The 24,052-nt window shown below is 72.5% G+C and carries 25 protein-coding genes; 17 read left to right on the top strand and 8 right to left on the bottom strand.

The genetic code is table 11. The annotated features are described in order from the left end of the window. Position 1: 1 nt before the first annotated feature. Positions 2 to 1,117: a pyruvate dehydrogenase (acetyl-transferring) E1 component subunit alpha gene (gene pdhA, locus ACFZBU_RS12095; RefSeq protein WP_391583403.1), complete on the bottom strand. Its 1,116-nt coding sequence runs from the start codon at positions 1,115 to 1,117 to the stop codon at positions 2 to 4. Between the two features lie 120 nt (positions 1,118 to 1,237). On the opposite strand from pdhA, the gene ACFZBU_RS12090 reads away from it, so the two are divergent. Continuing rightward, positions 1,238 to 1,738, top strand: a complete 501-nt coding sequence (locus ACFZBU_RS12090; protein ID WP_391583402.1) for an Lrp/AsnC family transcriptional regulator — start codon at positions 1,238 to 1,240, stop codon at positions 1,736 to 1,738. A 91-nt stretch (positions 1,739 to 1,829) separates the two neighbouring features. Here the strand turns inward: ACFZBU_RS12090 and ACFZBU_RS12085 are convergent, their stop codons facing one another. Continuing rightward, the gene (locus ACFZBU_RS12085; protein ID WP_391583401.1) at positions 1,830 to 2,456 is read right to left on the bottom strand and encodes a TetR/AcrR family transcriptional regulator; all 627 of its coding nucleotides are present in this window, start codon (positions 2,454 to 2,456) and stop codon (positions 1,830 to 1,832) included. 171 nt (positions 2,457 to 2,627) lie between these two features. On the opposite strand from ACFZBU_RS12085, the gene paaN reads away from it, so the two are divergent. From paaN to paaE, 10 genes are all read left to right on the top strand, one after another. Continuing rightward, a complete protein-coding gene (gene paaN, locus ACFZBU_RS12080; protein ID WP_391583400.1) occupies positions 2,628 to 4,337 on the top strand; it encodes a phenylacetic acid degradation protein PaaN in 1,710 nt (569 codons plus the stop codon). Beyond that, positions 4,330 to 5,541: a thiolase family protein gene (locus ACFZBU_RS12075; protein WP_391583399.1), complete on the top strand. Its 1,212-nt coding sequence runs from the start codon at positions 4,330 to 4,332 to the stop codon at positions 5,539 to 5,541. The genes paaN and ACFZBU_RS12075 overlap by 8 nt, the downstream gene beginning before the upstream one ends. Then, a complete protein-coding gene (locus ACFZBU_RS12070; protein ID WP_391583398.1) occupies positions 5,538 to 6,311 on the top strand; it encodes an enoyl-CoA hydratase/isomerase family protein in 774 nt (257 codons plus the stop codon). The genes ACFZBU_RS12075 and ACFZBU_RS12070 overlap by 4 nt, the downstream gene beginning before the upstream one ends. Continuing rightward, positions 6,308 to 7,174 carry a 3-hydroxyacyl-CoA dehydrogenase family protein gene (locus ACFZBU_RS12065; protein ID WP_391583397.1) on the top strand — a complete coding sequence of 289 codons (867 nt, stop codon included), beginning with the start codon at positions 6,308 to 6,310 and terminating at the stop codon, positions 7,172 to 7,174. Before ACFZBU_RS12070 ends, ACFZBU_RS12065 begins: the two co-directional genes overlap by 4 nt. Then, a complete protein-coding gene (locus ACFZBU_RS12060; protein WP_391583396.1) occupies positions 7,165 to 7,971 on the top strand; it encodes an enoyl-CoA hydratase/isomerase family protein in 807 nt (268 codons plus the stop codon). The genes ACFZBU_RS12065 and ACFZBU_RS12060 overlap by 10 nt, the downstream gene beginning before the upstream one ends. A gap of 76 nt (positions 7,972 to 8,047) precedes the next feature. Then, entirely contained in the window at positions 8,048 to 9,040 is a 993-nt protein-coding gene (paaA, locus tag ACFZBU_RS12055; RefSeq protein ID WP_391583395.1) for a 1,2-phenylacetyl-CoA epoxidase subunit PaaA, read from the top strand. Further along, the gene (gene paaB, locus ACFZBU_RS12050; RefSeq protein ID WP_391583394.1) at positions 9,037 to 9,336 is read left to right on the top strand and encodes a 1,2-phenylacetyl-CoA epoxidase subunit PaaB; all 300 of its coding nucleotides are present in this window, start codon (positions 9,037 to 9,039) and stop codon (positions 9,334 to 9,336) included. The genes paaA and paaB overlap by 4 nt, the downstream gene beginning before the upstream one ends. Positions 9,337 to 9,346: 10 nt before the next feature. Then, a complete protein-coding gene (paaC, locus tag ACFZBU_RS12045; RefSeq protein WP_391583393.1) occupies positions 9,347 to 10,177 on the top strand; it encodes a 1,2-phenylacetyl-CoA epoxidase subunit PaaC in 831 nt (276 codons plus the stop codon). Next, complete coding sequence (gene paaD / locus ACFZBU_RS12040; RefSeq protein ID WP_391583392.1) at positions 10,171 to 10,692, top strand: 1,2-phenylacetyl-CoA epoxidase subunit PaaD; 522 nt, start codon at positions 10,171 to 10,173, stop codon at positions 10,690 to 10,692. Before paaC ends, paaD begins: the two co-directional genes overlap by 7 nt. Continuing rightward, positions 10,692 to 11,804 (top strand): 1,2-phenylacetyl-CoA epoxidase subunit PaaE, encoded by a 1,113-nt coding sequence (gene paaE / locus ACFZBU_RS12035; RefSeq protein WP_391583391.1) that lies wholly within the window; start codon positions 10,692 to 10,694, stop codon positions 11,802 to 11,804. Before paaD ends, paaE begins: the two co-directional genes overlap by 1 nt. Before the next feature lie 328 nt (positions 11,805 to 12,132). Here the strand turns inward: paaE and ACFZBU_RS12030 are convergent, their stop codons facing one another. Then, positions 12,133 to 12,576: a hypothetical protein gene (locus ACFZBU_RS12030; protein ID WP_391583390.1), complete on the bottom strand. Its 444-nt coding sequence runs from the start codon at positions 12,574 to 12,576 to the stop codon at positions 12,133 to 12,135. Between the two features lie 276 nt (positions 12,577 to 12,852). Here ACFZBU_RS12030 and ACFZBU_RS12025 point away from each other — a divergent pair, with 276 nt between their 5' ends. Next, positions 12,853 to 13,767 carry an SDR family oxidoreductase gene (locus ACFZBU_RS12025; RefSeq protein ID WP_391583389.1) on the top strand — a complete coding sequence of 305 codons (915 nt, stop codon included), beginning with the start codon at positions 12,853 to 12,855 and terminating at the stop codon, positions 13,765 to 13,767. Positions 13,768 to 13,840: 73 nt separating this feature from the next. On the opposite strand, the gene ACFZBU_RS12020 is transcribed toward ACFZBU_RS12025, so the two are convergent. The 3 genes from ACFZBU_RS12020 to ACFZBU_RS12010 form a co-directional block, all read right to left on the bottom strand. Continuing rightward, entirely contained in the window at positions 13,841 to 14,377 is a 537-nt protein-coding gene (locus ACFZBU_RS12020; RefSeq protein WP_391583388.1) for a putative immunity protein, read from the bottom strand. Between the two features lie 130 nt (positions 14,378 to 14,507). Then, on the bottom strand, positions 14,508 to 15,533 hold the full coding sequence (locus tag ACFZBU_RS12015) for an alpha/beta fold hydrolase (protein ID WP_391583387.1): 1,026 nt from the start codon (positions 15,531 to 15,533) through the stop codon (positions 14,508 to 14,510). A gap of 101 nt (positions 15,534 to 15,634) precedes the next feature. Then, complete coding sequence (locus ACFZBU_RS12010; RefSeq protein WP_391583386.1) at positions 15,635 to 16,261, bottom strand: class I SAM-dependent methyltransferase; 627 nt, start codon at positions 16,259 to 16,261, stop codon at positions 15,635 to 15,637. Positions 16,262 to 16,347: 86 nt separating this feature from the next. Between ACFZBU_RS12010 and ACFZBU_RS12005 the strand changes: the two genes are divergently transcribed. Next, positions 16,348 to 16,956 (top strand): helix-turn-helix domain-containing protein, encoded by a 609-nt coding sequence (locus ACFZBU_RS12005; RefSeq protein WP_391583385.1) that lies wholly within the window; start codon positions 16,348 to 16,350, stop codon positions 16,954 to 16,956. Between the two features lie 31 nt (positions 16,957 to 16,987). On the opposite strand, the gene ACFZBU_RS12000 is transcribed toward ACFZBU_RS12005, so the two are convergent. After that, entirely contained in the window at positions 16,988 to 17,695 is a 708-nt protein-coding gene (locus ACFZBU_RS12000; RefSeq protein WP_391583384.1) for a hypothetical protein, read from the bottom strand. Positions 17,696 to 17,974: 279 nt separating this feature from the next. On the opposite strand from ACFZBU_RS12000, the gene ACFZBU_RS11995 reads away from it, so the two are divergent. Then, positions 17,975 to 18,916, top strand: a complete 942-nt coding sequence (locus tag ACFZBU_RS11995) for a YihY/virulence factor BrkB family protein (RefSeq protein WP_391583383.1) — start codon at positions 17,975 to 17,977, stop codon at positions 18,914 to 18,916. A 135-nt stretch (positions 18,917 to 19,051) separates the two neighbouring features. On the opposite strand, the gene ACFZBU_RS11990 is transcribed toward ACFZBU_RS11995, so the two are convergent. After that, complete coding sequence (locus tag ACFZBU_RS11990; RefSeq protein ID WP_391583382.1) at positions 19,052 to 20,590, bottom strand: FAD-binding oxidoreductase; 1,539 nt, start codon at positions 20,588 to 20,590, stop codon at positions 19,052 to 19,054. A gap of 267 nt (positions 20,591 to 20,857) precedes the next feature. On the opposite strand from ACFZBU_RS11990, the gene ACFZBU_RS11985 reads away from it, so the two are divergent. The 3 genes from ACFZBU_RS11985 to ACFZBU_RS11975 are packed head-to-tail and all read left to right on the top strand — an operon-like array spanning position 20,858 to position 24,005. Continuing rightward, on the top strand, positions 20,858 to 21,925 hold the full coding sequence (locus ACFZBU_RS11985) for a tartrate dehydrogenase (RefSeq protein ID WP_391583381.1): 1,068 nt from the start codon (positions 20,858 to 20,860) through the stop codon (positions 21,923 to 21,925). Then, entirely contained in the window at positions 21,922 to 22,881 is a 960-nt protein-coding gene (locus ACFZBU_RS11980; protein WP_391583380.1) for an alpha/beta fold hydrolase, read from the top strand. The genes ACFZBU_RS11985 and ACFZBU_RS11980 overlap by 4 nt, the downstream gene beginning before the upstream one ends. Continuing rightward, positions 22,878 to 24,005 carry a M20 family metallopeptidase gene (locus tag ACFZBU_RS11975; protein WP_391583379.1) on the top strand — a complete coding sequence of 376 codons (1,128 nt, stop codon included), beginning with the start codon at positions 22,878 to 22,880 and terminating at the stop codon, positions 24,003 to 24,005. The genes ACFZBU_RS11980 and ACFZBU_RS11975 overlap by 4 nt, the downstream gene beginning before the upstream one ends. Positions 24,006 to 24,052 lie beyond the last annotated feature (47 nt).

Genomic DNA, 24,052 nt, shown 5'->3' with positions numbered 1-24,052 from the left:
CTCAGGCCTCCTGGGCAGCGGATTCGGCGGCGAGCAGGGCACGTTGCTCGCGCAGTTGCGGGGTCGGTTCGGCGAAGACGTGGTCGAACAGTTCGAGCGGGTCGGCCTCGCGGTCGATGTTCATCCGGGTGCGCAGGTCGGCCGCGAAGGCCTCGGCGGCGTCCCGGTCGGCCGCGACGTCCTCGTCCGTGAGCAGGCCGCGTCCGCGCAGGTGCGCCTCCAGGCGGGCCAGCGGGTCGGCCGCGCGCCAGGTCTCCACCTCGGCCGCGTCGCGGTAGCGCGTCGCGTCGTCGGCGTTGGTGTGCGCGTCCATGCGGTAGGTGTGCGCCTCCACCAGGAACGGGCCCTTCCCGGCGCGGGCGTGGGCGACCGCCGCGGTCAGCACCGCCAGCACCGCCACCAGGTCGTTGCCGTCGACCTGTTCGGAGCGCACGCCGTACCCGACGCCCTTGTAGGCCAGCGCGGGTGCCGCGCTCTGTCGGGCGAGCGGCACCGAGATGGCGTACTTGTTGTTCTGTACGAAGAACACCACCGGCGCGCGGAAGACCGCCGCGAAGTTGAGCGCCTCGTGGAAGTCCCCCTCGCTGGTGCCGCCGTCGCCGATGAACGCCATCGCCACCCGGTCCTCGCCCCTGCGCCGCATCGCCTCGGCCATGCCGGTGGCGTGCAGCACCTGGGTGGCCAGCGGCGTGCACTGCGGCGCCACCCGGGTGGCCACCGGGTCGTAGCCGCAGTGCCAGTCCCCGCGCAGCAGCGTCAGCACCTCGACCGGGTCCACGCCGCGCGAGACCAGGGCCACCGAGTCGCGGTAGGTCGGGAACAGCCAGTCGTCCTCGCGCAGCGCGAGCACACCGGCGATCTGGCAGGCCTCCTGGCCGCGGCTGGAGGGGTACACGGCGAGCCGGCCCTGCTTGGTGAGCGCGGTGGCCTGAGTGTCGAACCGGCGCCCGAGCACCATGCGCCGGTAGGCCTCGCGCAGGTGCGCGTCGTCCGGGGCGGGGTATCCGGCGGGCTCCGGCGCGGCCGTGCCGTCCTCGGCGACGAAGCGCACCGGGGCGAGCGAGGGAAGGAAGCTCTGCATCGCCCGGCGCAGGGCCGTCGCGGATATCGGAGACATCGAAGACGCTCGCTTTCGTTGGACGTTTGACAGGTGAATGCTCCATCCGGTCGAAGTTCTGTTCAAGGATTTCCGGAATCGTGCGATAAATTGTCGCCACCAGACACTCATGGGAGCCGAATGTCCGAGAATGAAGCATCGACGGGTCCCGAGCCGGGACGTTTGGCCGGCGCCCCGGATGCCACCGATCGCGCGATCATCGCCGAACTCGTCGCGGACGGACGGATATCCGTGCGCGCTCTCGCCGAGCGCATCCACATCTCCCGCGCCAACGCCTACGCCCGCATCGGCCGCATGGTCGAGGACGGCACGATCTCCGGCTTCACCACACGCCTGAACCCGCAGCGGGTGGGCCTGGGCACGACCGCGTACGTCACCGTCACCATCCAGCAGAACGCCTGGCGCGCGGTCGGCGAACGGCTGCGCGAGATCCCCTACATCGAGCACCTGGCGCTGGTCGGCGGCGACTACGATGTGCTGGCCCTGGTGCGCACCCCGGACAACACCGTGCTGCGCGACGTGGTCCTGGAACAGATCCAGAGCATTCCCAACGTGCGCTCCACCCGTACCTGGCTGGTCTTCGAGGAGGCGCCGGGCCGCGGCGCCGTCTGGGAGGCGTGAACACGCCCGCGGGCTCGACCCCGGATCGATGTCGCGCCGGCCGGGGCGGTGCCGGCGGCGGGTCGCGGCCCGCCGCGTGGCCGGACACGGCCTACGGTCGCCTCCCGGGCGCGGCGCGCAGGCCGTCGAACAGGACCGTGGTCAGGGCGCCGGCCAGGGCGGACACCGGCAGGTCGCCGTCCGGGCGGTACCACTCGACCAGGGAGTTGACGGTGCCGAACAGCAGTCGGCTGGTCAGGTGCGGGTCGACGTCGGCGCGCACGCCGCCCTCGGCCGCGGCACGGGTGACCAGTTCGGCGACGCGACGGTCGAACTCGCGGCGCTTGTCCAGCGCCCGCCGCTCCACGGCGCTGTTGCCGCGCACACGCAACAGCAGGGTGACGTAGGGAAGTTCGGCGGCCAGGACCTCGACGCTGCGGTGCACCACGTGTTCCAGCCGGGCGGTGGCCGAGGTGTCGGGCTCGGGGATCTCGTCCAGAACCGCGAACAGGGCGTCCAGGGCGCGTCCCAGGGCCAGGCCGAGTAGTTCCTCCTTGCCCGAGACGTGGTGGTAGATGCTGGACTTGCTCAGGCCCAGGCGCTTGGCCAACTCCTCCATGCCGGTGCCGTCGTAGCCACGCTCGTTGAACGCGGCCACCGCCACCTCCAGCAGCGAGTCGCGATCGTAGCCGGGGCGGCCCACGCGGCCGGTGTTCCTGTGTACGGGTGTACTGCTCACCGGGTCATTGTGTCAGCAGCCGCAGGTCACGATCGCCGCAGTTCGCGCACCCGGCGCCGCCGGCGAGGCCTTTCGGGCACATCCACCGCCTTGTTAACCGACCGAACATTCGGTAACGTCCGCCGGACCGAACAGTCCCGCATCACCGCTGCATGTCATGAGGTGGATCGCATGCCCGACGTGAACTCCGAGCGCCCCGACTTCTTCGCGCGCCATCGCACGCTGCTGGAGCAGGCGGTGCACGCCACCGCGCACCGCGACCACTGGACGCCCTACCCCGAGTCGCCGAGCACCTCCGTCTACGGCGAGCAGGCCCCCGCCCTCGGCGAGGCGGCGTTCCAGGAGCAGATCGGCCGCCCGTTCGCGCTGCCCGACCACCCCGGCGACGGCCGCGTGCTCGCCGGTGAGACCTCCCCGTACGGTCGTGCGCTGGGCATCTCCTATCCGCGCCTCGACCCGGAGCAGGCCGTCGCCGCCGCGAAGGCCGCCGCCGGGCCCTGGCGCGTCGCCGACCCCGACACCCGCGCCGGCGTCGCCGCCGAGATCCTGGCCCGCCTGAACGCGGCGACCTTCGAGATCGCGCACGCCGTACAGCACACCACCGGGCAGCCGTTCGTGATGGCCTTCCAGGCCGGCGGCCCGCACGCCCAGGACCGCGGCCTGGAGGCGGTCGCCTACGCCTGGGCCGAACAAAAGCGCCACCCCGTCGCGGCCCGCTGGAGCAAGCCCCAACGCAAGGGCGGACCGCTGGAGTTGGACAAGACGTTCACCCCCGTCGGACGCGGCGTCGCCGTGCTGATCGCCTGCAACACCTTCCCGACCTGGAACGGCTACCCGGGCCTGTTCGCCAGCCTGGTCACCGGCAACCCGGTCGTGGTCAAGCCCCACCCGGGCGCCGTGCTGCCCCTGGCGATCACCGTGCGCATCGCCCGCGAGGTCCTGGCCGAGGCCGGTTTCTCCCCGGACGTGGTGCTGCTCGCCGCCGAGGCGCCGGACGGCCGCAGCGCCGCCACCCTGGCCCTGCACCCCGACGTGCGCATCGTCGACTTCACCGGCTCGACCGCCTTCGGCGACTGGCTCGAGGCCAACGCCCGCCAGGCCGCGGTGTACACCGAGAAGGCCGGGCTCAACACCGTCGTCCTGGACTCCACCGACGACTATCGCGGGTTGCTGGGCAATCTCGCCTTCTCGCTGTCCCTGTACAGCGGCCAGATGTGCACCACCCCGCAGAACCTGCTCATCCCGCGCGAAGGCTTCGCGACCGACCAGGGCCCCCGTACCGCCGACGAGTTCGCCGCCGACCTGGGCGCCGCACTGGACCGCCTGCTCGCCGACCCCGCGCGCGCCGTGCACACCCTCGGCGCGATCGTCAACGAGGGCGTGCGGCACACCCTCGAAGCGGCCGCGACCCTGGGCCACACCGTGCACGCCTCGACCGAGATCGCGCACCCCGAGCACCCCAAGGCGATCGTGCGCACACCCCTGGTGGCCCGCCTCGACGCGAACACCGACCGGGACACCTACACCCGCGAATGGTTCGGGCCGGTCTCCTTCGTCATCGGCACCGACTCCACCGAGCACGGTCTGGCGATCCTGCGCGAGTGCGTCGGCGCGCACGGCGCGTTGACCGCCGCCGTGCACTCCACCAGCGAGACCGTGCTGGCCGCGGCCCGCGAGGCCGCCCTGGACGCGGGCGTGCACCTGTCGGAGAACCTCACCGGCGGCGTGTTCGTCAACCAGTCCGCCGCCTTCAGCGACTTCCACGGCAGCGCCGCCAACCCCGCCGCCAGCGCCACCCTGTCCGACCCCGCGTTCGTCACCGCCCGCTTCGCCACCCTGCAATCCCGCCGCCCCGCCGCGAAGGAGCCGGTCGGTGTCTGAGGCCGTCTACATCGTCGACGGCGCCCGCACCCCGCAGGGCCGCTACGGCGGCGCCCTGGCCACGGTCCGCCCCGACGACCTGGCCGCCCTCGTGGTCGGCGAGGCCGTACGCCGTGCCGGCATCCCCGCGGACGCCGTCGACGAGGTGATCCTCGGCGCCGCCAACCAGGCCGGCGAGGACAACCGCGACGTCGCCCGCATGGCCGTGCTCCTGGCCGGCCTTCCGCACATCGTGCCCGGCTACACCGTCAACCGGCTGTGCGCCTCGGGGCTGACCGCCCTCGCCTGCGCGGCCCAGAGCATCCGCGCCGGCGAGGCCGACCTCGTGGTCGCCGGCGGCGTCGAGTCGATGACCCGCGCGCCGTGGGTGATGGACAAGCCCGGGACCCCCTGGGCCAAGCCCGGGGCCGTGCACGACACCTCCCTGGGCTGGCGCTTCACCAACCCCCGTTTCACCGCCGCCGATCGCGCCGCGCCCCCCGACGCGGGCCGGATCACCCTGTCGATGGGCGAGACCGCCGAGGAGGTCGCCGCCCTGGACGGGATCACCCGCGCCCGCTCCGACGCGTTCGCCCTGCGCAGTCACCAACGCGCGGTCGCCGCCCGGGAACAGGGCCACTTCGACCGCGAGATCGTGCCCGTGCCCGTCGGAGCGGACGCGGTCACCCGGGACGAGGGCCCCCGCCCGGCGACCACGCTCGACAAACTCGCCGGCCTGCGCACCCTCTTCCGCCCGGACGGCATCGTCACCGCAGGCTCCGCCTCACCCCTGTCCGACGGTGCCGCAGCCCTGGTCCTGGCCGGCGAGGCGGCCGTGCGACGGCACGGCCTCACCCCGCGGGCGCGGATCGTCGCCTCCGCCTCCGCGGGGGTGGAACCGCACCTGATGGGCCTGGGCCCGGTGCCCGCCACCGAAAAGGTGCTCGCCCGCGCCGGATGGGGGATCGCCGACCTGGCGGCGGTCGAACTCAACGAGGCGTTCGCCGCCCAGGCCCTGGCCGTCATCGGGCGCCTGGGCCTGGACGAGGACGTCGTCAACGCCGACGGCGGCGCCATCGCGCTGGGCCACCCGCTCGGCTGCTCCGGCGCCCGCATCGTGCTGACCCTGCTCGGACGCCTGGAACGCGAGCACGCCCGGCGCGGCCTGGCCACCCTGTGTGTCGGCGTCGGCCAGGGTGTCGCGATGCTCGTGGAGCGCACATGAGCGGCACCCGGGCCAGGCCCGAACCGGCCCACGAGTACCACACGTTGCGGATCGAGGAGCGCGCGGACCGCGTCGTCGTCACCCTGCACCGCCCGCGCGAGCACAACGCCATCGACGCCCGCATGATCGGCGAACTGCACGCCGTGTGCGACCTGTTGGAGCGCGACCCCAGACTGCTCCTGCTCACCGGCCACGGCGGAGTCTTCGCGGCCGGCGCCGACATCGCCGAACTGCGCGACCGCGGTCGCGACCAGGCCCTGCAGGGCATCAACAGCCGCCTGTTCGAACGGGTACGCCGACTGCCCATGCCCACCGTCGCAGCCGTCGACGGCTGGGCCCTGGGCGGCGGCGCCGAACTGGCTTACGCCTGCGACCTGCGCATCGCCGGCCCCGACGCGGTCTTCGGCAACCCCGAACCCGGCCTGGGCATCCTCGCCGCCGCCGGCGCCTGCCGGCTCCTGCCCGCACTGGTCGGCGAATCCGTCGCCAAGCAGATCCTGCTCGCCGGCCACCGCCTCGACGCCCGCGCGGCATTGGCCGCGGGACTGGTCATCGACGTCGTCCCCGCCGACGAACTCCTCGACCGCGCGCACGCCCTGCTGGACCGCATGGCGCGCTCCTCGGCCCTCGCCCTGCGGCTGACCAAACTCGTCGTCGACGCGCCCGGCGCCCATCCGATCGCCGACGACCTGGCCCAGGCCGTGCTCTTCGAGAGCCAGGACAAGAAGGACCGGATGACCCGCTTCCTGGACGCAAGGAGCCGCACATGAGCCCCATCCCACCGGCCCCGCCCGCCGTGGTCGGCGTGATCGGCGGCGGCCGCATGGGCGCCGGCATCGCGCAGACGTTCGCAGCCGCCGGCTCCTCGGTCACCATCGTCGAGAGCAGCCCCGACACCGCCGCCGCGGCCCGCGGACGCATCGCCGTCGGCCTGGAACGCGCCGCCGCACGCGGCACCCGCACCGAACCCCCCGCGCACGTGCTCGCCCGGGTGACCACGGTCGACGCGGTCGAACACCTGCCCGCGCACGCCGACCTGATCGTGGAGGCCGTCCCGGAGGACGCCGCCCTCAAGGCCCGCCTGCTCGCCGCCGCCGAACGCGTCGTCGACGCGGGCACCGTGCTGGCCACCAACACCAGTTCGCTGTCCGTCACCGACCTCGCCGCGGCCCTGACCCGGCCCGGCCGCTTCCTGGGCATGCACTTCTTCAACCCGGTCCCCGCCTCCGCACTCGTCGAACTCGTCCGCGCCCCCGACACCACCGCCGACGTGCTCGCCCGCGCCCTGGACTGGACCCACGCCCTGGGCAAACAGGACGTCGTCGTCAACGACTCGCCCGGATTCGCCAGCAGCCGGCTGGGCCTGGCCCTGGGCCTGGAGGCGATCCGCATGGTCGAGGACGGCGTCGCCGCCCCCGAGGCCATCGACGACGCCATGCGACTGGGCTACCGGCACCCGATGGGCCCGCTGCGCCTGACCGACCTGGTCGGCCTCGACGTGCGGCTGGCCATCGCCGAACACCTGCACGCCACCCTCGGCGAGCGCTTCGCACCGCCCCGACTGCTGCGCGAGAAGGTCGCCTGCGGCGAGTTGGGCCGCAAGACCGGACAGGGGTTCTACGCATGGCCGTGACCGAGACCGCCCCGGACGACGCCCGTGTCGGATACACCCTCGACGGCGACGTCGCCGTGCTCGAACTGCGCCGCCCCGCCGCCGGGAACGCCCTCGACGCGCCGCTGCGCCGCGAACTGCTCGCCGCCGTGCGTCGGGTGCGCGACGACGGGACCAGGGTTCGCGCGGTCCTGCTCGCCGCCCGGGGCCGGCACTTCTGCGTCGGCCAGGACCTCAAGGAACACGCCCGCGCCCTGGAGCACGACCCCGCATCCGCCTTCGCCATCGTGCGTGCGCAGTACAACCCGCTGGTGAGCGCGCTGCACGCGCTGCCCCAACCGGTGGTCGTCGCCGTCGAGGGCGCCTGCGTCGGCGCCGGACTGGGCCTGGCGCTGTGCGCGGACCTGCGGGTCGCGGCCGAGAGCGCCCGCTTCGCCACCGCCTTCACCGGGATCGGCCTGGCCGCCGACACCGGCGTCAGCGGCGCACTGGCCCGCGCGGTGGGGCCCGCACGGGCGGCGGCCCTGATGCTTCTCGACGAACGGATCGATGCCGAGGCCGCCCGCCGCTGCGGCCTCGTGCACCGCGTCGTGCCCGACGGTGCCGCGACCGACGAGGGGCTGGCCCTGGCCCGACGCCTGGCCGCCGGACCGACCGCCGCCTACGCCGAGGTCAAGGCGCTGCTGCGACTCGCGGACACGGCCGACGTGCTCGAACGGGAGGCGGCGGCCCAGGAGCGACTGGGCCGCACCGAGGACCACCGCGCGGCGGTACGGGCCTTCCTGGCGGGCGACCGGCCCACCTTCCAGGGACACTGACCCACCCCGAAGCCCCGCGCGGGCTCCGGTTTCGCCACACCATGGACCGAACGAACGGTCGGTAGGGAATCTTTCGATGGCCACACCACCCACCACCCCGTCACCCGCGCCCGACGTACCCCCGGACCTCGCCCGACACTTCGAGGCCACCCTCGCCAGGGACCAGCGCATCGAACCCCGCGACTGGATGCCCGACGGCTACCGCCGGACCCTGATCCGCCAGATCGCCCAACACGCGCACTCCGAGATCATCGGCATGCAGCCCGAAGGCGAATGGATCACCCGCGCCCCCTCCCTGCGCCGCAAGGCCATCCTGCTCGCCAAGGTCCAGGACGAAGCCGGCCACGGCCTCTACCTGTACTCCGCGGCGGAAACCCTCGGCGCCGACCGCGCCGACCTGACCGCGCGCCTGATCGACGGCCGCCAGAAGTACTCCTCGATCTTCAACTACCCCACCCTGAGCTACGCCGACGTCGGCGTCATCGGCTGGTTCGTCGACGGCGCCGCCATCTGCAACCAGGTCCCGCTGTGCCGCAGTTCCTACGGGCCCTACGCCCGTGCCATGGTCCGCGTGTGCAAGGAGGAGTCCTTCCACCAACGCCAGGGATACGAGCAACTCGCCACGATGATGCGCGGCACCGAAGCCCAGCGCGCCATGGTCCAGGACGCGGTCGACCGCTGGTGGTGGCCCTCCCTGATGATGTTCGGCCCGCCCGACGACGACTCGCCCAACTCCGCACAGTCGATGGCCTGGAAGATCAAGCGCCACACCAACGACGAACTGCGCCAACGCTTCGTCGACATGACGGTGCCTCAGGCACGCGCCCTCGGCGTGACCCTGCCCGACCCGCAGCTGATCTGGAACCCCGACCGCGGACACCACGACTTCGGCACCCCCGACTGGGCCGAACTGCAACGCGTGATCCGCGGCGACGGGCCCTGCAACAGCGCGCGCATCCGACGACGCAAGGCCGCCCACGAGGACGGCGCCTGGGTCCGCGAGGCAGCGAGCGCCCACGCGGCCAAGCACACCACCCCGACACCCACCCCGACAGGAGCAGCGGCATGAACGACACCCCCACCCGGGTCGACTGGCCCCTCTACGAGGTGTTCGTGCGCGGCAAGCGCGGCCTCAACCACGTCCACGTCGGCTCCCTGCACGCCGCCGACGACCGCATGGCCCTGACCCACGCCCGGGACCTGTACACCCGCCGCAACGAGGGCGTGAGCATCTGGGTGGTGCGCTCGCGGCACATCACCGCCTCGAGCCGGGACGAGAAGGACCCCTTCTTCGCCCCCAGCGCCGACAAGGTCTACCGCCACCCCACCTTCTACGACATCCCCGACGACGTCCCCCACATCTGAGGAGCAGGTCATGCCCGACGACCACCTCCACCCGTCCCTGGCCGACGGGGACGGCGGCGACGCCCGCTGGGCCTTCGGCACCGGCTTCGAGGATCCCCTGCACGGCGTGGACACCACGCTGCCCGCACACGTGGACGCCGTCGAACTCGCCGCGTGCTGCCTGGCGCTGGCCGACGACGCCCTGATCGGCGCTCAGCGCCTGGCCGAATGGACCACCCGCGCCCCCGAGTTGGAAGAGGAGCTGGCCCTGGCCAACATCGCCCTCGACCTGCTCGGCCAGGCACGCCTGCTCTACGCACGCTGCGGCCGCGCCGACGGCAGCGGTCGCGACGAGGACGCCTACGCCTACCTGCGCGACCCGGCCGACTTCCGCAACGTACGCCTGGCCGAACTCCCCAACGGTGACTTCGCGTTCACCATCGCCCGGCTGCTGCTCCTGTCCACCTGGCGACTCGCGCACCTCACCCGGCTGGTGGCATCCCCCGACCCGGTGCTCGCGGCCATCGCCGCCAAGGGCGTCAAGGAGCTGACCTACCACCGCCAGTACGCCGCCGAGTGGACGGTGCGGCTGGGCGACGGCACCGAGGAGTCGCACCGCCGTATGCACACCGCACTCCACGAAGTCGCCCCCTGGCTGCCCGAGTTGTACGAGGCGTACGACGCACGCGAGGAGGTCGGGACGGTCCTGACCCAGGTGCTGGACGTCGCCGGCCTGGCCGTCCCGCCCCCCGCCGCGCCGTTGCCCGGCCACGGCAGGAACGGCGAGCACACCGAGCATCTGGCCCCGCTCCTGGCCGAGTTGCAGGGCCTGGCCCGGGCCCACCCGGGAGCGACATGGTGACCGCAGGCGTCGCGTCGGACGTCCGCCGCGCCCGACACATCGCCGAACAGGTCCCCGACCCCGAACTGCCCGCCCTGACCCTGGCCGATCTCGGCGTGCTGCGCGACGTCGACATCACCGCGGACGGAACCGTCGTCGCCGGCCTCACCCCCACCTACTCCGGCTGCCCGGCCATGGCCGAGATGCGCGCCGAGGTCGCCGCCCGCCTGCACGCGGCCGGATTCGCCCGCGTCGAGATCCGCACCGTCCTGGACCCGCCGTGGAGCACCGACCGCATCACGGCCGCCGGGCGCCGCAAACTCGCCCGCTACGGCATCGCCCCGCCCGGCAGCGCACCGCGCCCCGTCGCGGGCCCCGTCCCACTGGACCTGCTGCCGACCCGCCGCCGCGTGCCCTGCCCGCACTGCGGTTCGACGGACACCGAGGAAACCTCCCGGTTCGCCGCCACCGCCTGCCGGGCACTGCGCCGCTGCCTCGCCTGCCGCGAGCCGTTCGAGCACATGAAGGAGATCTGATGCAGGAGCCGACGACCACGATCTCCGGCACCGCGCCGTCGCCCGCCCGCCGGCGCCCGCGCTTCCACCGCCTGCGCGTGGCAACGGTAGAGCGGCTGTGCGAGGACGCCGCCGCGGTCGCCTTCGACGTGCCCGAGGACCTGGCCGACACCTTCGCCTTCGTCCCCGGCCAGTCGCTCACGCTGCGCCGCGAGATCGACGGCGCGGACGAACGCCGCTCCTACTCCATCTGCTCCGCCGCCGGCACCCGACCGCGCATCGGCGTACGCGTCGTACCCGGCGGACTGTTCTCCTCCTGGCTCGTGCACGACGTGCGACCCGGCGACAGCGTCGAGGTGATGGCACCGACCGGCACCTTCACGGCCGACGTGTCCACCCCCGCGCACCACGTGTTGATCGCTGCGGGCTCCGGCATCACCCCGATGGTGTCGATCGCCGAATCGGTGCTCGCCGCTCACGACGGCTCGCGCGTCACCCTCCTGTACGGCAACCGCCGCACCGACACGGTGATGTTCGCCGACGACCTGGCCGACCTGAAGGACCTGCACCCGGCACGCTTCGAACTCGCCCACGTGCTGTCCCGGGAACCCCGCGAGGCGGACCTGTTCTCCGGCCGCCTCGACCACGACCGCCTCCTGGCCCTGATCGACGGCCTGGTCGACGTCGACCGCGCCGACCACTGGTGGTTGTGCGGCCCCCACGGCATGATCCGCGACGCCCGGCGCGCCCTGGCCACCCTCGGGGTGCCCGACGAACGCGTCCACCAGGAACTGTTCTTCGCCGACGACACACCGCCCCCGGCCGTCCACCGCGAGGACGCGAAGGCGGACGGACCGGTGAGCAGGGTGACCATCGTGCTGGACGGCCGCTCCACGGTCGCCGACCTGCCCCGCGACACCAGCATCCTGGACGGCGCCGGCCGGCTGCGCCCGGACATGCCGTTCGCGTGCAAGGGCGGCGTGTGCGGCACCTGCCGGGCCCTCGTCCGCGACGGCACGGCCGACATGCGCCGCAACTACGCCCTCGATCCGGCGGAAACCGAGGCCGGCTACGTCCTGACCTGCCAGACGTACCCCGGTTCCGACACGCTGACCGTCGACTTCGACACCTGAGGGCGGCAGCGTCGGCCGCCCGCGGCGGTCACGTGAAGAGGTGCCGGCCGTGCGGCCGGCGCCGACCGGTTTCTCGGCCGTTCCACGGCAGCCCGACCGCACGCCCCGAAACGCCGGGACCTCGGACTCCGCGATGCGTTCGCGGAGTCCGAGGTCCCTGTGATGCGCGGTCACCCGCTGCGCCGCCGGCGTCGGCGACCGCCCGGCCGGGCGAGGTCGACCGGACCCGATCGACGCCGTGGGGTGCACCCGGGTGGCGCTGCGCGTCCGGCTACGTCCGGCTGACGGGGCACGGACGTGCCGCCGCCTGCGGTCGGATCAGCCGGTGTCAGCAGGGGATCGCGAGATCGATGGTCACCGGCCGCGCCGGCCACTGGTAGGAATCCACGCTGAAGCTGCCGTGCACCGTCGAACCGCACGGCACGGTGCCGCCCACGCCGGTGACCTTGATCGTCGTGTAGTGGAAGAGCGCGTCCTGATTCACCGCGCCGAGCGAGACGCCGGCCACGTTGCCGGACAGGCGCAGGGTCAGCGGCTGCGGCTGCTGCGGCGGACTGCCGGGGGACGGAGGGCCGGCAAGGCCGACCTGACCGAAGAGGCGGACGGTGTCACCGGTGATCTCGGCGCAGACCTTGGTCGACAGACCGGACTGGAGCCCGGAGGCGCCGCAGGTCACGGTGGTCGGGGCGGGGTCGGCGCCGGCGACCGGCGCGGTGGCGATGACGCTCAGGCCGGCTATGCCTATCGCTGCCGCGGTCGTCATGAACTTCATGGGAGGCCTCCGATGTCGTGGCACCCGGAGTCGGATGCTTTTGATGAGGTGTGACATTTCACATCTCACATGGCACATCATTGCATGACGATGAGTCGTCTCGTGGCCTCGAAGGGTGAACATCGACGTGATCTGCGTTACATGGAGTCGGCGATGCCTGACTTTCGGTCACGCACGGCGCTCCCGTGGCCGAAAGGACGCCGGTACCCGTGGAAGTCGGGATCGACGCATAATCCCTGACACACCTCGTCAGGGATTGTCGGCATGATCGTTCGCATGACCAACACACTGACCGGCAAGGTGGCACTGGTTGCGGGCGCGACGCGCGGTGCCGGGCGGGGGATCGCCACTCAGCTGGGCGCGGCGGGAGCCACCGTGTACGTGACCGGCCGCAGCACCCGATCCGAACGCTCGGAGATCGACCGCGACGAGACGATCGAGGAGACCGCCGAACGCGTCACCGCCGCGGGCGGACACGGAATCGCCGTACGGGTGGACCACCTGGAACCGCAGCAGGTCGCCGCACTGGTGGCCCGCATCGACCGCGAACAGGGCCGCCTGGACGTGCTGGTGAACAACATCTGGGGCGGCGAACTGCTCTTCGGCTGGAACGAGAAGCTGTGGGAGCACTCGCTCGACGACGGGCTGCACATCCTGCGGCTGGCGATCGACACCCACATCATCACCAGCCACCACGCCCTACCCCTGATGATCCGCGAACCGGGCGCCCTCGTCGTCGAGATCACCGACGGCACCGCCCAGTACAACGCCGAGAACTACCGCATCTCGCTCTTCTACGACCTGGCCAAGACGTCGGTGAACCGCCTCGCGTTCGCGCAGTCGAAGGAACTCGCCGAATACGGCGCGACCGCACTGTCGCTGACGCCGGGCTGGATGCGCTCGGAGATCATGCTGGACGCCTTCGGCGTCACCGAGGAGACCTGGCGCGACGCACTCGGCAAGCAACCCCACTTCGCCATCTCCGAGACCCCGGCCTACATCGGACGCGCGGTCGCCGCCCTGGCCTCGGACCCCGAACGGGCCCGGTGGAACGGCCGATCCCTCTCCAGCGGCGAACTCGCCCACGAATACGGCTTCACCGACCTCGACGGCAGCCGTCCGGACGCCTGGCGCTACATGGTCGAAGTCCAGGACGCCGGCAAACCCGCCGACACCACCGGCTACCGCTGACCCGCACCCCCCACGCCCGTGCCCACCGGGAGCGTCGACGCGTCATCTCGGTGGGCCTTCGGGATCGCTGTTCTCAGGCGCGCAGGGCGGCGTCGAGATCGCGGGTGAACTCGCCCACGCGCCCGCCTCCGGAAGGGGCGGCGGGCAGTCGGGCGAGCACCGCGGTGACCGCCGCCGGCGCGTGCTGCCGCGCCCATTCCAGGGTCCCCGCGGTGACGTGCCCGCCCTCTTCGGATGCCAGTTCCTCCGCGCGCGCCGCATGCGCTGCCGCGCCGAGGATGTGCTTCACCTGATGGGCGCTCGCCCGGGGATGCAGGAACGCGGCGGCGGCCGCATGGCTTGCCGCTCGTGCCGCGTCGGCCGCGGCGGGTGAAGCGGCTTCCTGCGCCGCCTTGTACGCCGCCCACGCACTCTGCCGCAGGGCGCCCGTGCGCCGGCCACCCCCGGCGAAGGCGTCTGCCGCATCGATGGCGTCGCGAGGGCGAGGGTCGGCGGGAAGACTTCGTTCGAAGATCGACAACACCCTGCGCGCACAATCGGCGGCGTAGCCCGCGATCCCACGGAGTTCGTCCGCGCTCAGTTCGATCCTGTCCGATTCGGTGGTTGGCACGGCCCAATTCTGCCGCAGCAAGCCGACTGCCGACGATCTCGCCGGACACGGCCCGGTTCGGGCCGCCCGATGCGACGGGACCGCGCCGGCGCGGGGTGCCGCCCGGCACCCCGCGCCGGGCTCGCGCGGGTCATCCGTCCAGGAAGCGCAGCAACTCCTCGGTGACGAAACGGGGGTTCTCCTCGACGAGCCAGTGCCCCGCGTTCGGCACATCCACCGCGCGCACGATGTTGGTCATGCGTGAGGCCAGGGTGGCCCGGATCGGGTCGAGCTGCCCCTGGGCGGTCATGAGCAGGGTCGGGACACCTGTCGGTGCCACCGCCGTGGTGTCGCGGACGTCCTTGTCCAGGGCGCGGTAGAGCTCGAAGCCGCCCGACAGCGCCTCGGGCCGGCCGTAGGTCCGTGCGTACTCGTCGATCTCGGCGTCGGTGAACGGGGATCGCTCCGAGGTGCCGCCGAACGCCGTTCCCCCGAAAGAGACTTGGGGGTAGAACAGGGCCAGGTACGCGCGGACGTCGTCGCCGACCACCGCCTCGGGGACCCGGCGTTGGGAGTGGAAGGCGATGTGCCAGCTCAGTGAGCGGTAGGTGCGCGCATCGATCGCGGGCCCGGGCAGCGGCAGGTCGAGGTAGCCCAGCCGGGCGGTGTCGGCGGGGAACTGACCGGCGTACTGGAACGCCACCGCGGCGCCGAAGTCGTGCCCGACGACACGGGCGTCGCGCAGCCCGAGTCGAACGGCGATCAGGTTGTGCACGTACCGCGCCAGGGTGGCCTTGTCGTAGCCGGTCGGCGTGCCGGTGCTGTCGCCCAGCCCGGGGAGGTCGACCGCGTAGACGGTGTGGTGCTCGGCGAGGGCCGGCATGATCGGCCACCAGCCGAACCAGGTCTGCGGCCAGCCGTGGATCAACACCACGGGCGGGCCGCTTCCGCCGGTCACATAGTGCATCCGCACGCCGTCGACGTCGGCGAACTCGTGCCGGAAGGTGTTCTTGAACTTCGGATCGTCCCGGGTGGCCGTGGCATAGGAGGGAACGTCGTCGGGCGACGTGCTGCAGGCGGCGGCGCCGCTCGTCAGCAGGAGGGCGAGCGCGATCGTCGCCACCGTCCGCCCGAATCGCGGGCGGCGGCGCGACGACGGCCGTGGTGCGGGAATCATGGGGTCCTGTCCTGGCGAAGGTGGGGGAGTCGGCGCCCGGTCGTGCCGTCGATCGGTGTGCGCGGTGGGCGTCGTGGTCTTCGAGCGGGGGAGCGGCCGGGTCAGCCGGTGCGGCGGATGAGCAGGACGTGGTCGGTGACCTCGGCGGTACGCCCGTCCGGTCCGGTCGCGATCCGACGGGGTGAGTCGGCCCGTTCCACCATCCAGGCCGCCGGATCCAGGTCGATGTCCGCGGCGACCTCCTGCGGGGTCGGGTAGCGCGCGTCCGGATCCCGGTTCCACGACCACGGCGCGGTCGAGCCGTGGTCGACGACCAGCAGCCGCCCGCCCAGGCGCAGCGCGTACGCGGCCACCCGCAGGACCATGGCCCGGTCCAGGCCGAAGGGGGTGTGCAGGTAGTGGGCGCAGATCAGGTCGAACCGGCCCGATGGGAAGGACTCGTGCAGGTCGTGCCGTTCGGCGACGATCCGGTCGTCCAGGTCGAGTGAGCGGGCGAGGTCGGCGAGCCGGTCGACGGCCACGGCCGAGATGTCGACGGCGGTGACGTGCCATCCCCGGCGGGCGAGCCACAGGGCGTCGCCGCCGTTGCCGCAGCCCAGGTCCAGCACGTCGCCGGGCGGCAGGTCCGCGACCGTCTCGGCGAGCCGGCCGTTCGGCCGCGGGTCGCGGTCGGTAGGTCGGTCCGCGTAGACGCCGTCCCAGAACGCGACCGCATCAGGGGTGTTCATCGGGTCTCCTTCCGTCGGAACACGCTCAGTCTTGCCAGGCGCACCGGATACGGCACGAGAACTTGCGGTTCTGGCAAGATGGATCCGTGGATCTCGAAACGGAAGACGTGCTCGACGCGGTGGGGCCGCGGCTGCGTGCGCTGCGTCGCGAACGCGGCATCACGCTCGCCGACCTCGCGGCGACGACCGGGGTGTCGGAGAGCACCCTGTCCCGGCTGGAGGGCGGACAGCGCCGGGCGACCCTGGAATTGTTGCTGCCGCTGGCCCGGACCTACGACGTGCCGTTGGACGAGCTCGTCGGCGCCCCGCGCACCGGCGATCCGCGGATCCACCTGCAGCCGATCCGGCGGTTCGGGATGGTCTTCGTCCCGCTGTCGCGGCGGCCGGGCGGGACGCAGGCGTTCAAGATGCTCATCCCGGCTCGGCCGAAACCGCTCGAACCGACCCTGCAGACGCACGAGGGTTTCGAGTGGTTGTACGTGCTCAACGGTCGCCTACGACTGGTCCTCGGCGAGCGCGACCTGACGCTCTCGGCGGGTGAGGCAGCGGAGTTCGACACGTCCTTGCCGCATTGGCTGGGCAGCGCCGACGGCGGCGCGGTCGAGCTGCTCATCCTGTTCGGTCTCCAGGGCATCCGGGCGCACGTACGCCCCGGCGGCCCGCATCCGCCGCCCGACGACGGGCCTCCGGGGTGAGCGCGGTGCGAGACTCCGTCGCACCCGCCGGTCACAGTGCGGGGCCGGGCGCCTTGCCGAGGTTGGGGAGTTCGACGACGAGGTCGCGGGCAGGTGCCTTGATGTCGACGGGACGGTCGTATTCCGACCAGGTCACCGTGACGGCCCCGTCGTCCGATCCGGAGCCGGTCGAGATCGCCTGGTAGGGCAGTGCCGGGCCGTCGGCCGGGACGTACATCCGGGCGGCTTCGCCCGCCTCGGTCTCTACGAGCACGACCATACGACGCCCGTCGACGAAGGTCTCCTCGCGTCGATCGGCCTTCGCCAACTTGTCCACGACGGTGCGCGGGTCGACCGCCTTGGCCGTGGCCGCCATTTTCGACCGCACCGGATCGTCGGCCGCGGCATGCCCGTACTTGCCCTCCAACGCGGCCACCAGGTCTGCCCGGTCGGCCCCCAGGCGCCGCTGCCAGTAGGCGCGCGAAGCCTTGACGTAGAGTTCCCCGCCGACGCTGATCATCTCGATGGTGTGGCTCGCCGCCTTGCCGCTGGTGGTGAAGTCGCCGGTCCGCATGTCCAGATGCACTTCGGTGCGGGTGCTCGTGGTTGCCGCCCGAACGTCGGAGATGCGGACATAGCGAACACCGTTCACCGCCTTGCGCATCCGCTCGTGCAGCGCCTTGTCGCCCAGTCCCGACAGGTTCCCGGAGGTCGCGTCGGCCAGGTCCACGGCTGCCGAACACCCCGTCAACAACGCCATTCCCACTGCTGCCGCCGTCACCCGCACAACCGAACCCACGTGTGCCATCGACGTCCCCGATCCGCTCCCGCCCCGACCCCACCGACCGCGACTCGCATACATGATCCCGAGTTGCCTCCGACGCGTGCGCGCGGGGCCGCCCCGGGGGTCGGCCGGCGCCCGACGCCGCAGGGCCTCCGAGTGGCAACCGGCTCCCGGGCGACGCGGCACGATCGGGCCGGGAAGGAAACCCACCCGCCGTCGAGCGCTGCATTCGCGAGGGCCGGGCAGAAGCCGTCCATGGGCACAGCGATGAAGGTTCCGCAGACGCGGGACATGATGGGCGAGGAACTCTCCGGGGACGAGGCGTGGGCGACGCTGCGCCGCTACGGCGGGTGGAAGCTGGTCAGGAACGCGTTCATCCGCTTCCGGTACGCGGACGGGTTCACCCACTCGCGTGCGCTCGCCCTACAAACGGTGCTCTCCGTGGTCCCGCTGGCGATCGCCGTCGTCGGACTCTCCCGGGTCCTGCACACCGACAAATTCGGCCGGTTCGTCTCCGCCGCGCTCGCTCGGCTGTCCACGGGCCCGAGTTCGGCCGTCGTGCAGGACACCCTGCGCGACGCGGGCGAAGGAAGCGCGGTCGCACTCTCCCTCGGACTGCTGTTCTCGCTGGTCAACGTCGCGACCGCGATGAGCCAGATCGAGCGGGGCGCGAACCGCATATACGGCGTCGAGCGTGATCGCCCGTTCGCGCGCAAGTACGGCCGCGCCGCGGTGATGACGCTGGTGGTGGGTGTGCCGATCGGGCTCGGCGTGGTGTTGACCGTGGCCGGCCGCGACATGGTCGGGGCAGCCGCCGACGTATACGGCTGGAGCGATACGCAGCGCACGGTGTCGGGCGTCCTGTGCTGGCCGGTGGGTGTCGCGCTCGCGCTGATCTCGGCGTCCGCGGTGTTTCGGTGGTCCCCGCGCCGCAGCCAACCCGGCTTCACCTGGCTGGCGTTCGGGGCGGCCGTCTACCTGGTGCTGTGGGTGCTGCTGACCTGGCTGCTCGGCCTCTACGTCCGGCTCAGCGGCTCCTTCGACTCGGTCTACGGACCCCTCAGCGCGTTCGTGTCGTTGATCCTGTGGGCCTACCTGACCTCGATCGCGCTGTTCCTGGGCCTGGCCTTCGCCGCCCAACTGGAGGCCGTTCGCGCCCACTTGACCGAACCGGTGCAACCGGACCCCGGGGCTTGAGGATCGATCCGGTGCCGGACCCCGAAGGCCGACGGTCTCGGTGCGCGGATCCTGCAACCGCGTTGCCGCCCGGGTCCGGCGGCCCGGCCGCCGGACCCGGGCGCCGAACGATCCTGCCGAGGTGGTGGGACGGGCTCAGGCCCGCGCCACCGACTGGGGGAACGAGAACACCTCGTCCGGGTCGTACTGTTGCGAGACCGCCTTCAGGCGGGTCAGGTTCCCGCCGTAGTAGGCGGTACCCCAGTCCGGCAGGTTCGCGTCGATGTAGTTGACGTAGGCGCCCGTCGCGCCCAGCGCTTCGAGTCCGTCCCGGACGGCGTCCACCGCGGCCGTGGCCTCGGCCTGGCCGGCGGGTGTGGTGCTCGCGTAGATCTGCGCCGTGGCCAGCGCCGAGCGATGCGGAAAGGCCGTCGCGTCGGGGGCGAGCCGCGCGACCGCGCCGCCCATCGAGTCCAGCAGCAGGTCCATCCCGGTACGCCCGGCCATCAGCTGCACCATCCGCTGCGCGTCCAGCGGGGCGGGCAGCACCCGGGAGACGGCGACGAAGGACGAGCGCGGCAACCGCCCGCCCTCGAACGTCGGGTGGCACTGCGCGATGGTGTCGTTCGCGCAGCCGGCCATGTACTTCATCGCGTCCAGATAGCTCTTGGCCTGCACGCTGCGCGAGGTCGGCTGCGTCGAGGCGGCGGCGATCAGCCGGTCCAGGAGCGGGTTCAGCCCGTCGGCGGTGCCGACATGGCACCCGCCCACCCGACAGGTCGGCGGCGTGCCGCCGGAGACCACGCAGTTCGACCACAGTTCCGGCGGCGCGTCCGCGATCCACTGCTGCCAGGCCCCGATCACCGAGGCGGTCGCGGCGGCCGGGAAGCGCAGCGAGAAGACGGTGAGTGCGGGCGCCGGCTCGGTGCTGAAGGTGAACCGGGTGACCACGCCGAAGTTGCCGCCGCCCCCGCCGCGCAGTGCCCAGTACAGGTCCGGCTCGGAGCACTCGGAGGCGGTGAGCACCCGCGCGTCGGCGGTGACCACCTCCGCCGAGACCAGCCGATCGCAGGTCAGTCCGTACTTGCGGGTCAACACCCCGATCCCGCCGCCCAGGGCCAGCCCGCCGACCCCCACCGTCGGGCAGGAACCGGCCGGCATCAGGCGCCCGGCCTGCGCCAGCGCGGCGTAGACCTCGATCAGTCGGGCCCCCGCGCCGACCTGCACCGTCCCGTCGGGCTGCACCCGGACCTGCGCCATCGGCCGCAGATCCATCACCAGCCCGCCGTCGGGCACGCTGTACCCGAGGTAGCTGTGCCCGCCGCTGCGCGCGGTGATCGGCACGCCGTGTCCACGGGCCGCGTCCAGGCAACTCTGCACATCCGCCGCGGAGGTGCACCGGGCCACCGCGGCCGGCAGTTGGTCGTCGTACAGCTCGTTGTATCCGAGCCGGGCCACGCCGTACCCCTGGTCCTGCGGCAGCAGCAGCCGCCCGTCGAGCCGCGCCTTCAACGCCGACCAGTCCGGCGGCTCGACCACCGCCACGGACACCCGCCGCCCCGGGTCGCCCGGCACCGGCCGCCCGCCGAACACCGGCCCCGCGCCCCGCGTCGTCCCCGCGGCTGCCGCACCCGTCACCGCCATGGCACCGCCGACACCCAAAGCGGTCAGAAACGCGCGTCGATCGATCGTCATGTGCTCACATCTCCCGGCGACCCGTGCGCACCGCGTGCCGGCAGCGCAGCCCTGCATCGTTGCCATCCTTACCCGGGAGCCTGCCGACGGCGCGCGCGGTTGCGCCCATCGGTGGACGACACGGGAAGCGACGACGCGCCGTCTCCGGCGCGGCGCCGGCCGAGTGGGAGCGCAGGGCGAGGCGCGGTGACATGCGATCGCCTCTAGCAATTCACTGTGGCTATCTCCTAGGCTAGATGTGTTGCTAACTGGCGAGGGGAACTACAGGTGCGCACATATCGGATCGCGGCGATTCCCGGCGACGGCATCGGTCGGGAGACCGTGCCGGCCGCTCGGCGGGTCCTGGACGTACTGTCCGCGACCCACGGGTTCGAACTGTCGTGGACGGAGCACCCCTGGGGGTGCGCGTTCCACGCCGAGACCGGCGCGATGATGCCGCAGGACGGCATCGAACGACTGCGTGAGGCCGACGCGATCCTGCTCGGCGCGGTCGGCACGCCGGAGGTTCCCGATCACGTGTCCCTGTGGGGACTGCTGATCCCCATCAGGCGCGAGTTCGACCAGTTCGTCTCGCTGCGCCCGGTGCGTACGCTGCCCGGGGTCCGCGGGCCGCTGCGCGACGAGCGACCGTTCGACCTGGTGGTGGTGCGGGAGAACACCGAGGGCGAGTACGGCGAGATCGGCGGCCGGTTGTACCGCGGCCGGCCGCACGAACTGGCGGTGCAGGAGGCCGTGTTCACGCGACTGGGCGTCGAGCGCATCGCCCGCTACGCCTTCGGGCTGGCCCGCACCCGCTCGGGCCGGGTGGCCTCGGCCACCAAGTCCAACGGCATCGTGCACACCATGCCGTTCTGGGACGAGGTGGTGGCCGAGGTCGCCGCCGACTTCCCCGACGTCGAACTCACGCACTACCACGTCGACGCCCTGGCCGCGCTGCTCGTCCTGGACCCCACGCGGTTCGACGTGATCGTGGCCTCCAACCTCTTCGGCGACATCCTCAGCGACCTGACCGCCGCCCTGGCCGGAAGCATCGGCGTCGCCCCGTGCGGCAACATCGACCCCACCGGGCGCGGGCCGTCGATGTTCGAGCCGATCCACGGCTCCGCGCCGGACATCGTCGGCACCGGATCGGCCGACCCGATCGGCCAGATCTGGTCCGCCGCCCTGATGTTGGAACACCTCGGCGAGCGGGAGGCGGCCGGAGAACTCGTCCGGGCGATGGACCGGGTGGTCGCCGCCGGCTCGGTCACCCCCGACCTGGGCGGCGCGCTGTCGACGGACCAGGTGTGCGACGCCTTCATCGCGGAGCTGCGCCGAACCGGAACGGTCGCATGAACCCGCACGATCGAAACCACCACCTGCCCGGCCTGCGCCTCCCACACCACCTACACGGCCTGCCCGGCCTGCGGCGCGTCGCGTCGTTTCGCGACGGCGTGCGGATCAACGCGCTCGTCGCGGGCCAGGGTCCTCCGGTCCTGCTGCTCCACGGCTACCCGCAGACCTCGGCCATGTGGCACCGGGTCGCCCCGGAACTGGTCGCGGCGGGCCACACCGTCGTCCTGGCGGACCTGCGCGGCTACGGCGACAGCGACAAGCCCGCCGACACCGCCTCCCACGAGCCCTACAGCAAGCGGGTCATGGCGGCCGACCAGGTCGCGCTGATGCAGTCGTTGGGCTTTTCCCGCTTCGCGGTCGTCGGACACGATCGGGGTGCGCGCGTCGCGCACCGGATGGCGCTGGACTCTCCCGAGCGGGTGCGGTCCGTGGCGGTCCTGGACATCGTGCCGACGCTGCACATGTTCGAGAATGTGGACCGGGCGATGGCCTCCACCTACTTCCACTGGTTCTTCCTCGCGCTGGAGTCCGACCTGCCCGAGCGGCTGATCCTGGCGGACACCCCGACCTGGCTGCGCAGCCGCTTCGCCGGTCGCCACGCCGGCGGGGTGCCCGTCGACGAGGCGGCGAAGGCCGAGTACGAGCGCTGCTTCGACCCGGCCACGGTGCGCGCCTCGTGCGCCGACTACCGGGCCGCGGCCGGCATCGACCTGGTGCACGACCGACACGACCGCGAGCGGGGCCGGATGGTCGAGCCGCCGCTGCTCGCGCTGTGGGGCACGCACAGCTACGTGGGGCGCGGCTTCGACGTGCCGCGCATCTGGAAGTCCTATGCGCGCCACGTCGAAGCGGCACCCGTCGGCGCCGACCACTACCTGTGCGAGGAGGCACCGCACGACGTGGCGCACGCCCTGATCTCGTTCTGTCGGAACACCGAACCGGGAGCATCCCGTTGAACACTTCCCCCGACGTCGACACCGCCCGCTCGCTGCGCCGGCTGCGGCAACTGGTCGAGCTGGAGACACCGTCCGGCCACGTGCCGGGGTTGGACCCGCTGTACGAGTTGCTGGCCGCGTGGTCGAACGGCCTGCTGGGCAGGGCCGAACGTGTGGTCAGGGGCGGGGTGTCGCATCTGTACGTGCACGAGCGGGTGAGCGACCCGGCCAGGGCTCCGGTGCTGATGCTCGGCCATGCCGACACCGTCTGGCCGCTGGGCACGCTCGCCGAGCGGCCGTTCACCGCGGTGGACGGACGGGCGACCGGGCCGGGGGTGTTCGACATGAAGGCGGGCCTGGTGACGGCTCTGGACGCGCTGGAACTGGCGGGCGGCCCGGACGACGTGCGGATGCTGGTCACCGGCGACGAGGAGCAGGGCTCACCCACCTCGCGCGCGTTGGTCGAGGAGGCGGCGGCCGGCTGCCGGGCGGTGCTGGTGCTGGAGCCCGGTCGGGACGGGGCCCTCAAGACCGCCCGCAAGGGCGTGGCGCTGTATCGGCTGGGTGTGCGCGGACGCGCGGCCCATGCCGGGCTGGAGCCGGAACTCGGCGTCAACGCCCTGGTGGAGCTGGCGCACCAGGTGTTGGCGATCGACGGGCTCGGCGACAGCGGCCGCGGCACCACGGTCACCCCCACCGTCGGTCGGGCCGGGACCACGACCAACACCGTGCCCGAGTGCGCCTATGTCGAGGTGGACGTACGGGCCTGGGAACGGAGGGAGTTGGAGCGGGTCGAGGAGGCGCTGGGCGTCCTGTGCGCCAAGCTGCCGGGAGCCGGCGTCGAACTGGCCGGGGGCATCAACCGGCCCCCGTTGGAACGCGCCATGTCGGCGCAACTCCTGCTGGCCGCACAAAGGTTGGCCCGCGAGCTTGGGCTGGCCGCGATCGAGGAGGCCCGGGTCGGCGGTGCCTCCGACGGCAACTTCACCGCCGGGCTGGGCATTCCCACCCTGGACGGGCTCGGCCCGGCGGGTGCCGGCGCGCACGCCCGGCACGAGTGGGTGGACCTGGGCTCGCTTCCGGAGCGCGCGATGCTGGTGGCCGGGCTGATCCGGGCACCGGCCGTCGCCGCGACCGCACGCTGACCGCGTCCGTACCGATCCTGCGCCTGCCGCATTCGCCTCGACCGCAC

The organism is Embleya sp. NPDC008237 (assembly GCF_042956465.1).
GTDB lineage: Bacteria > Actinomycetota > Actinomycetes > Streptomycetales > Streptomycetaceae > Embleya.
The sequence above is the reverse complement of the archived record's forward strand: the minus strand, read 5'-3'. Positions and strand labels throughout refer to the sequence as shown.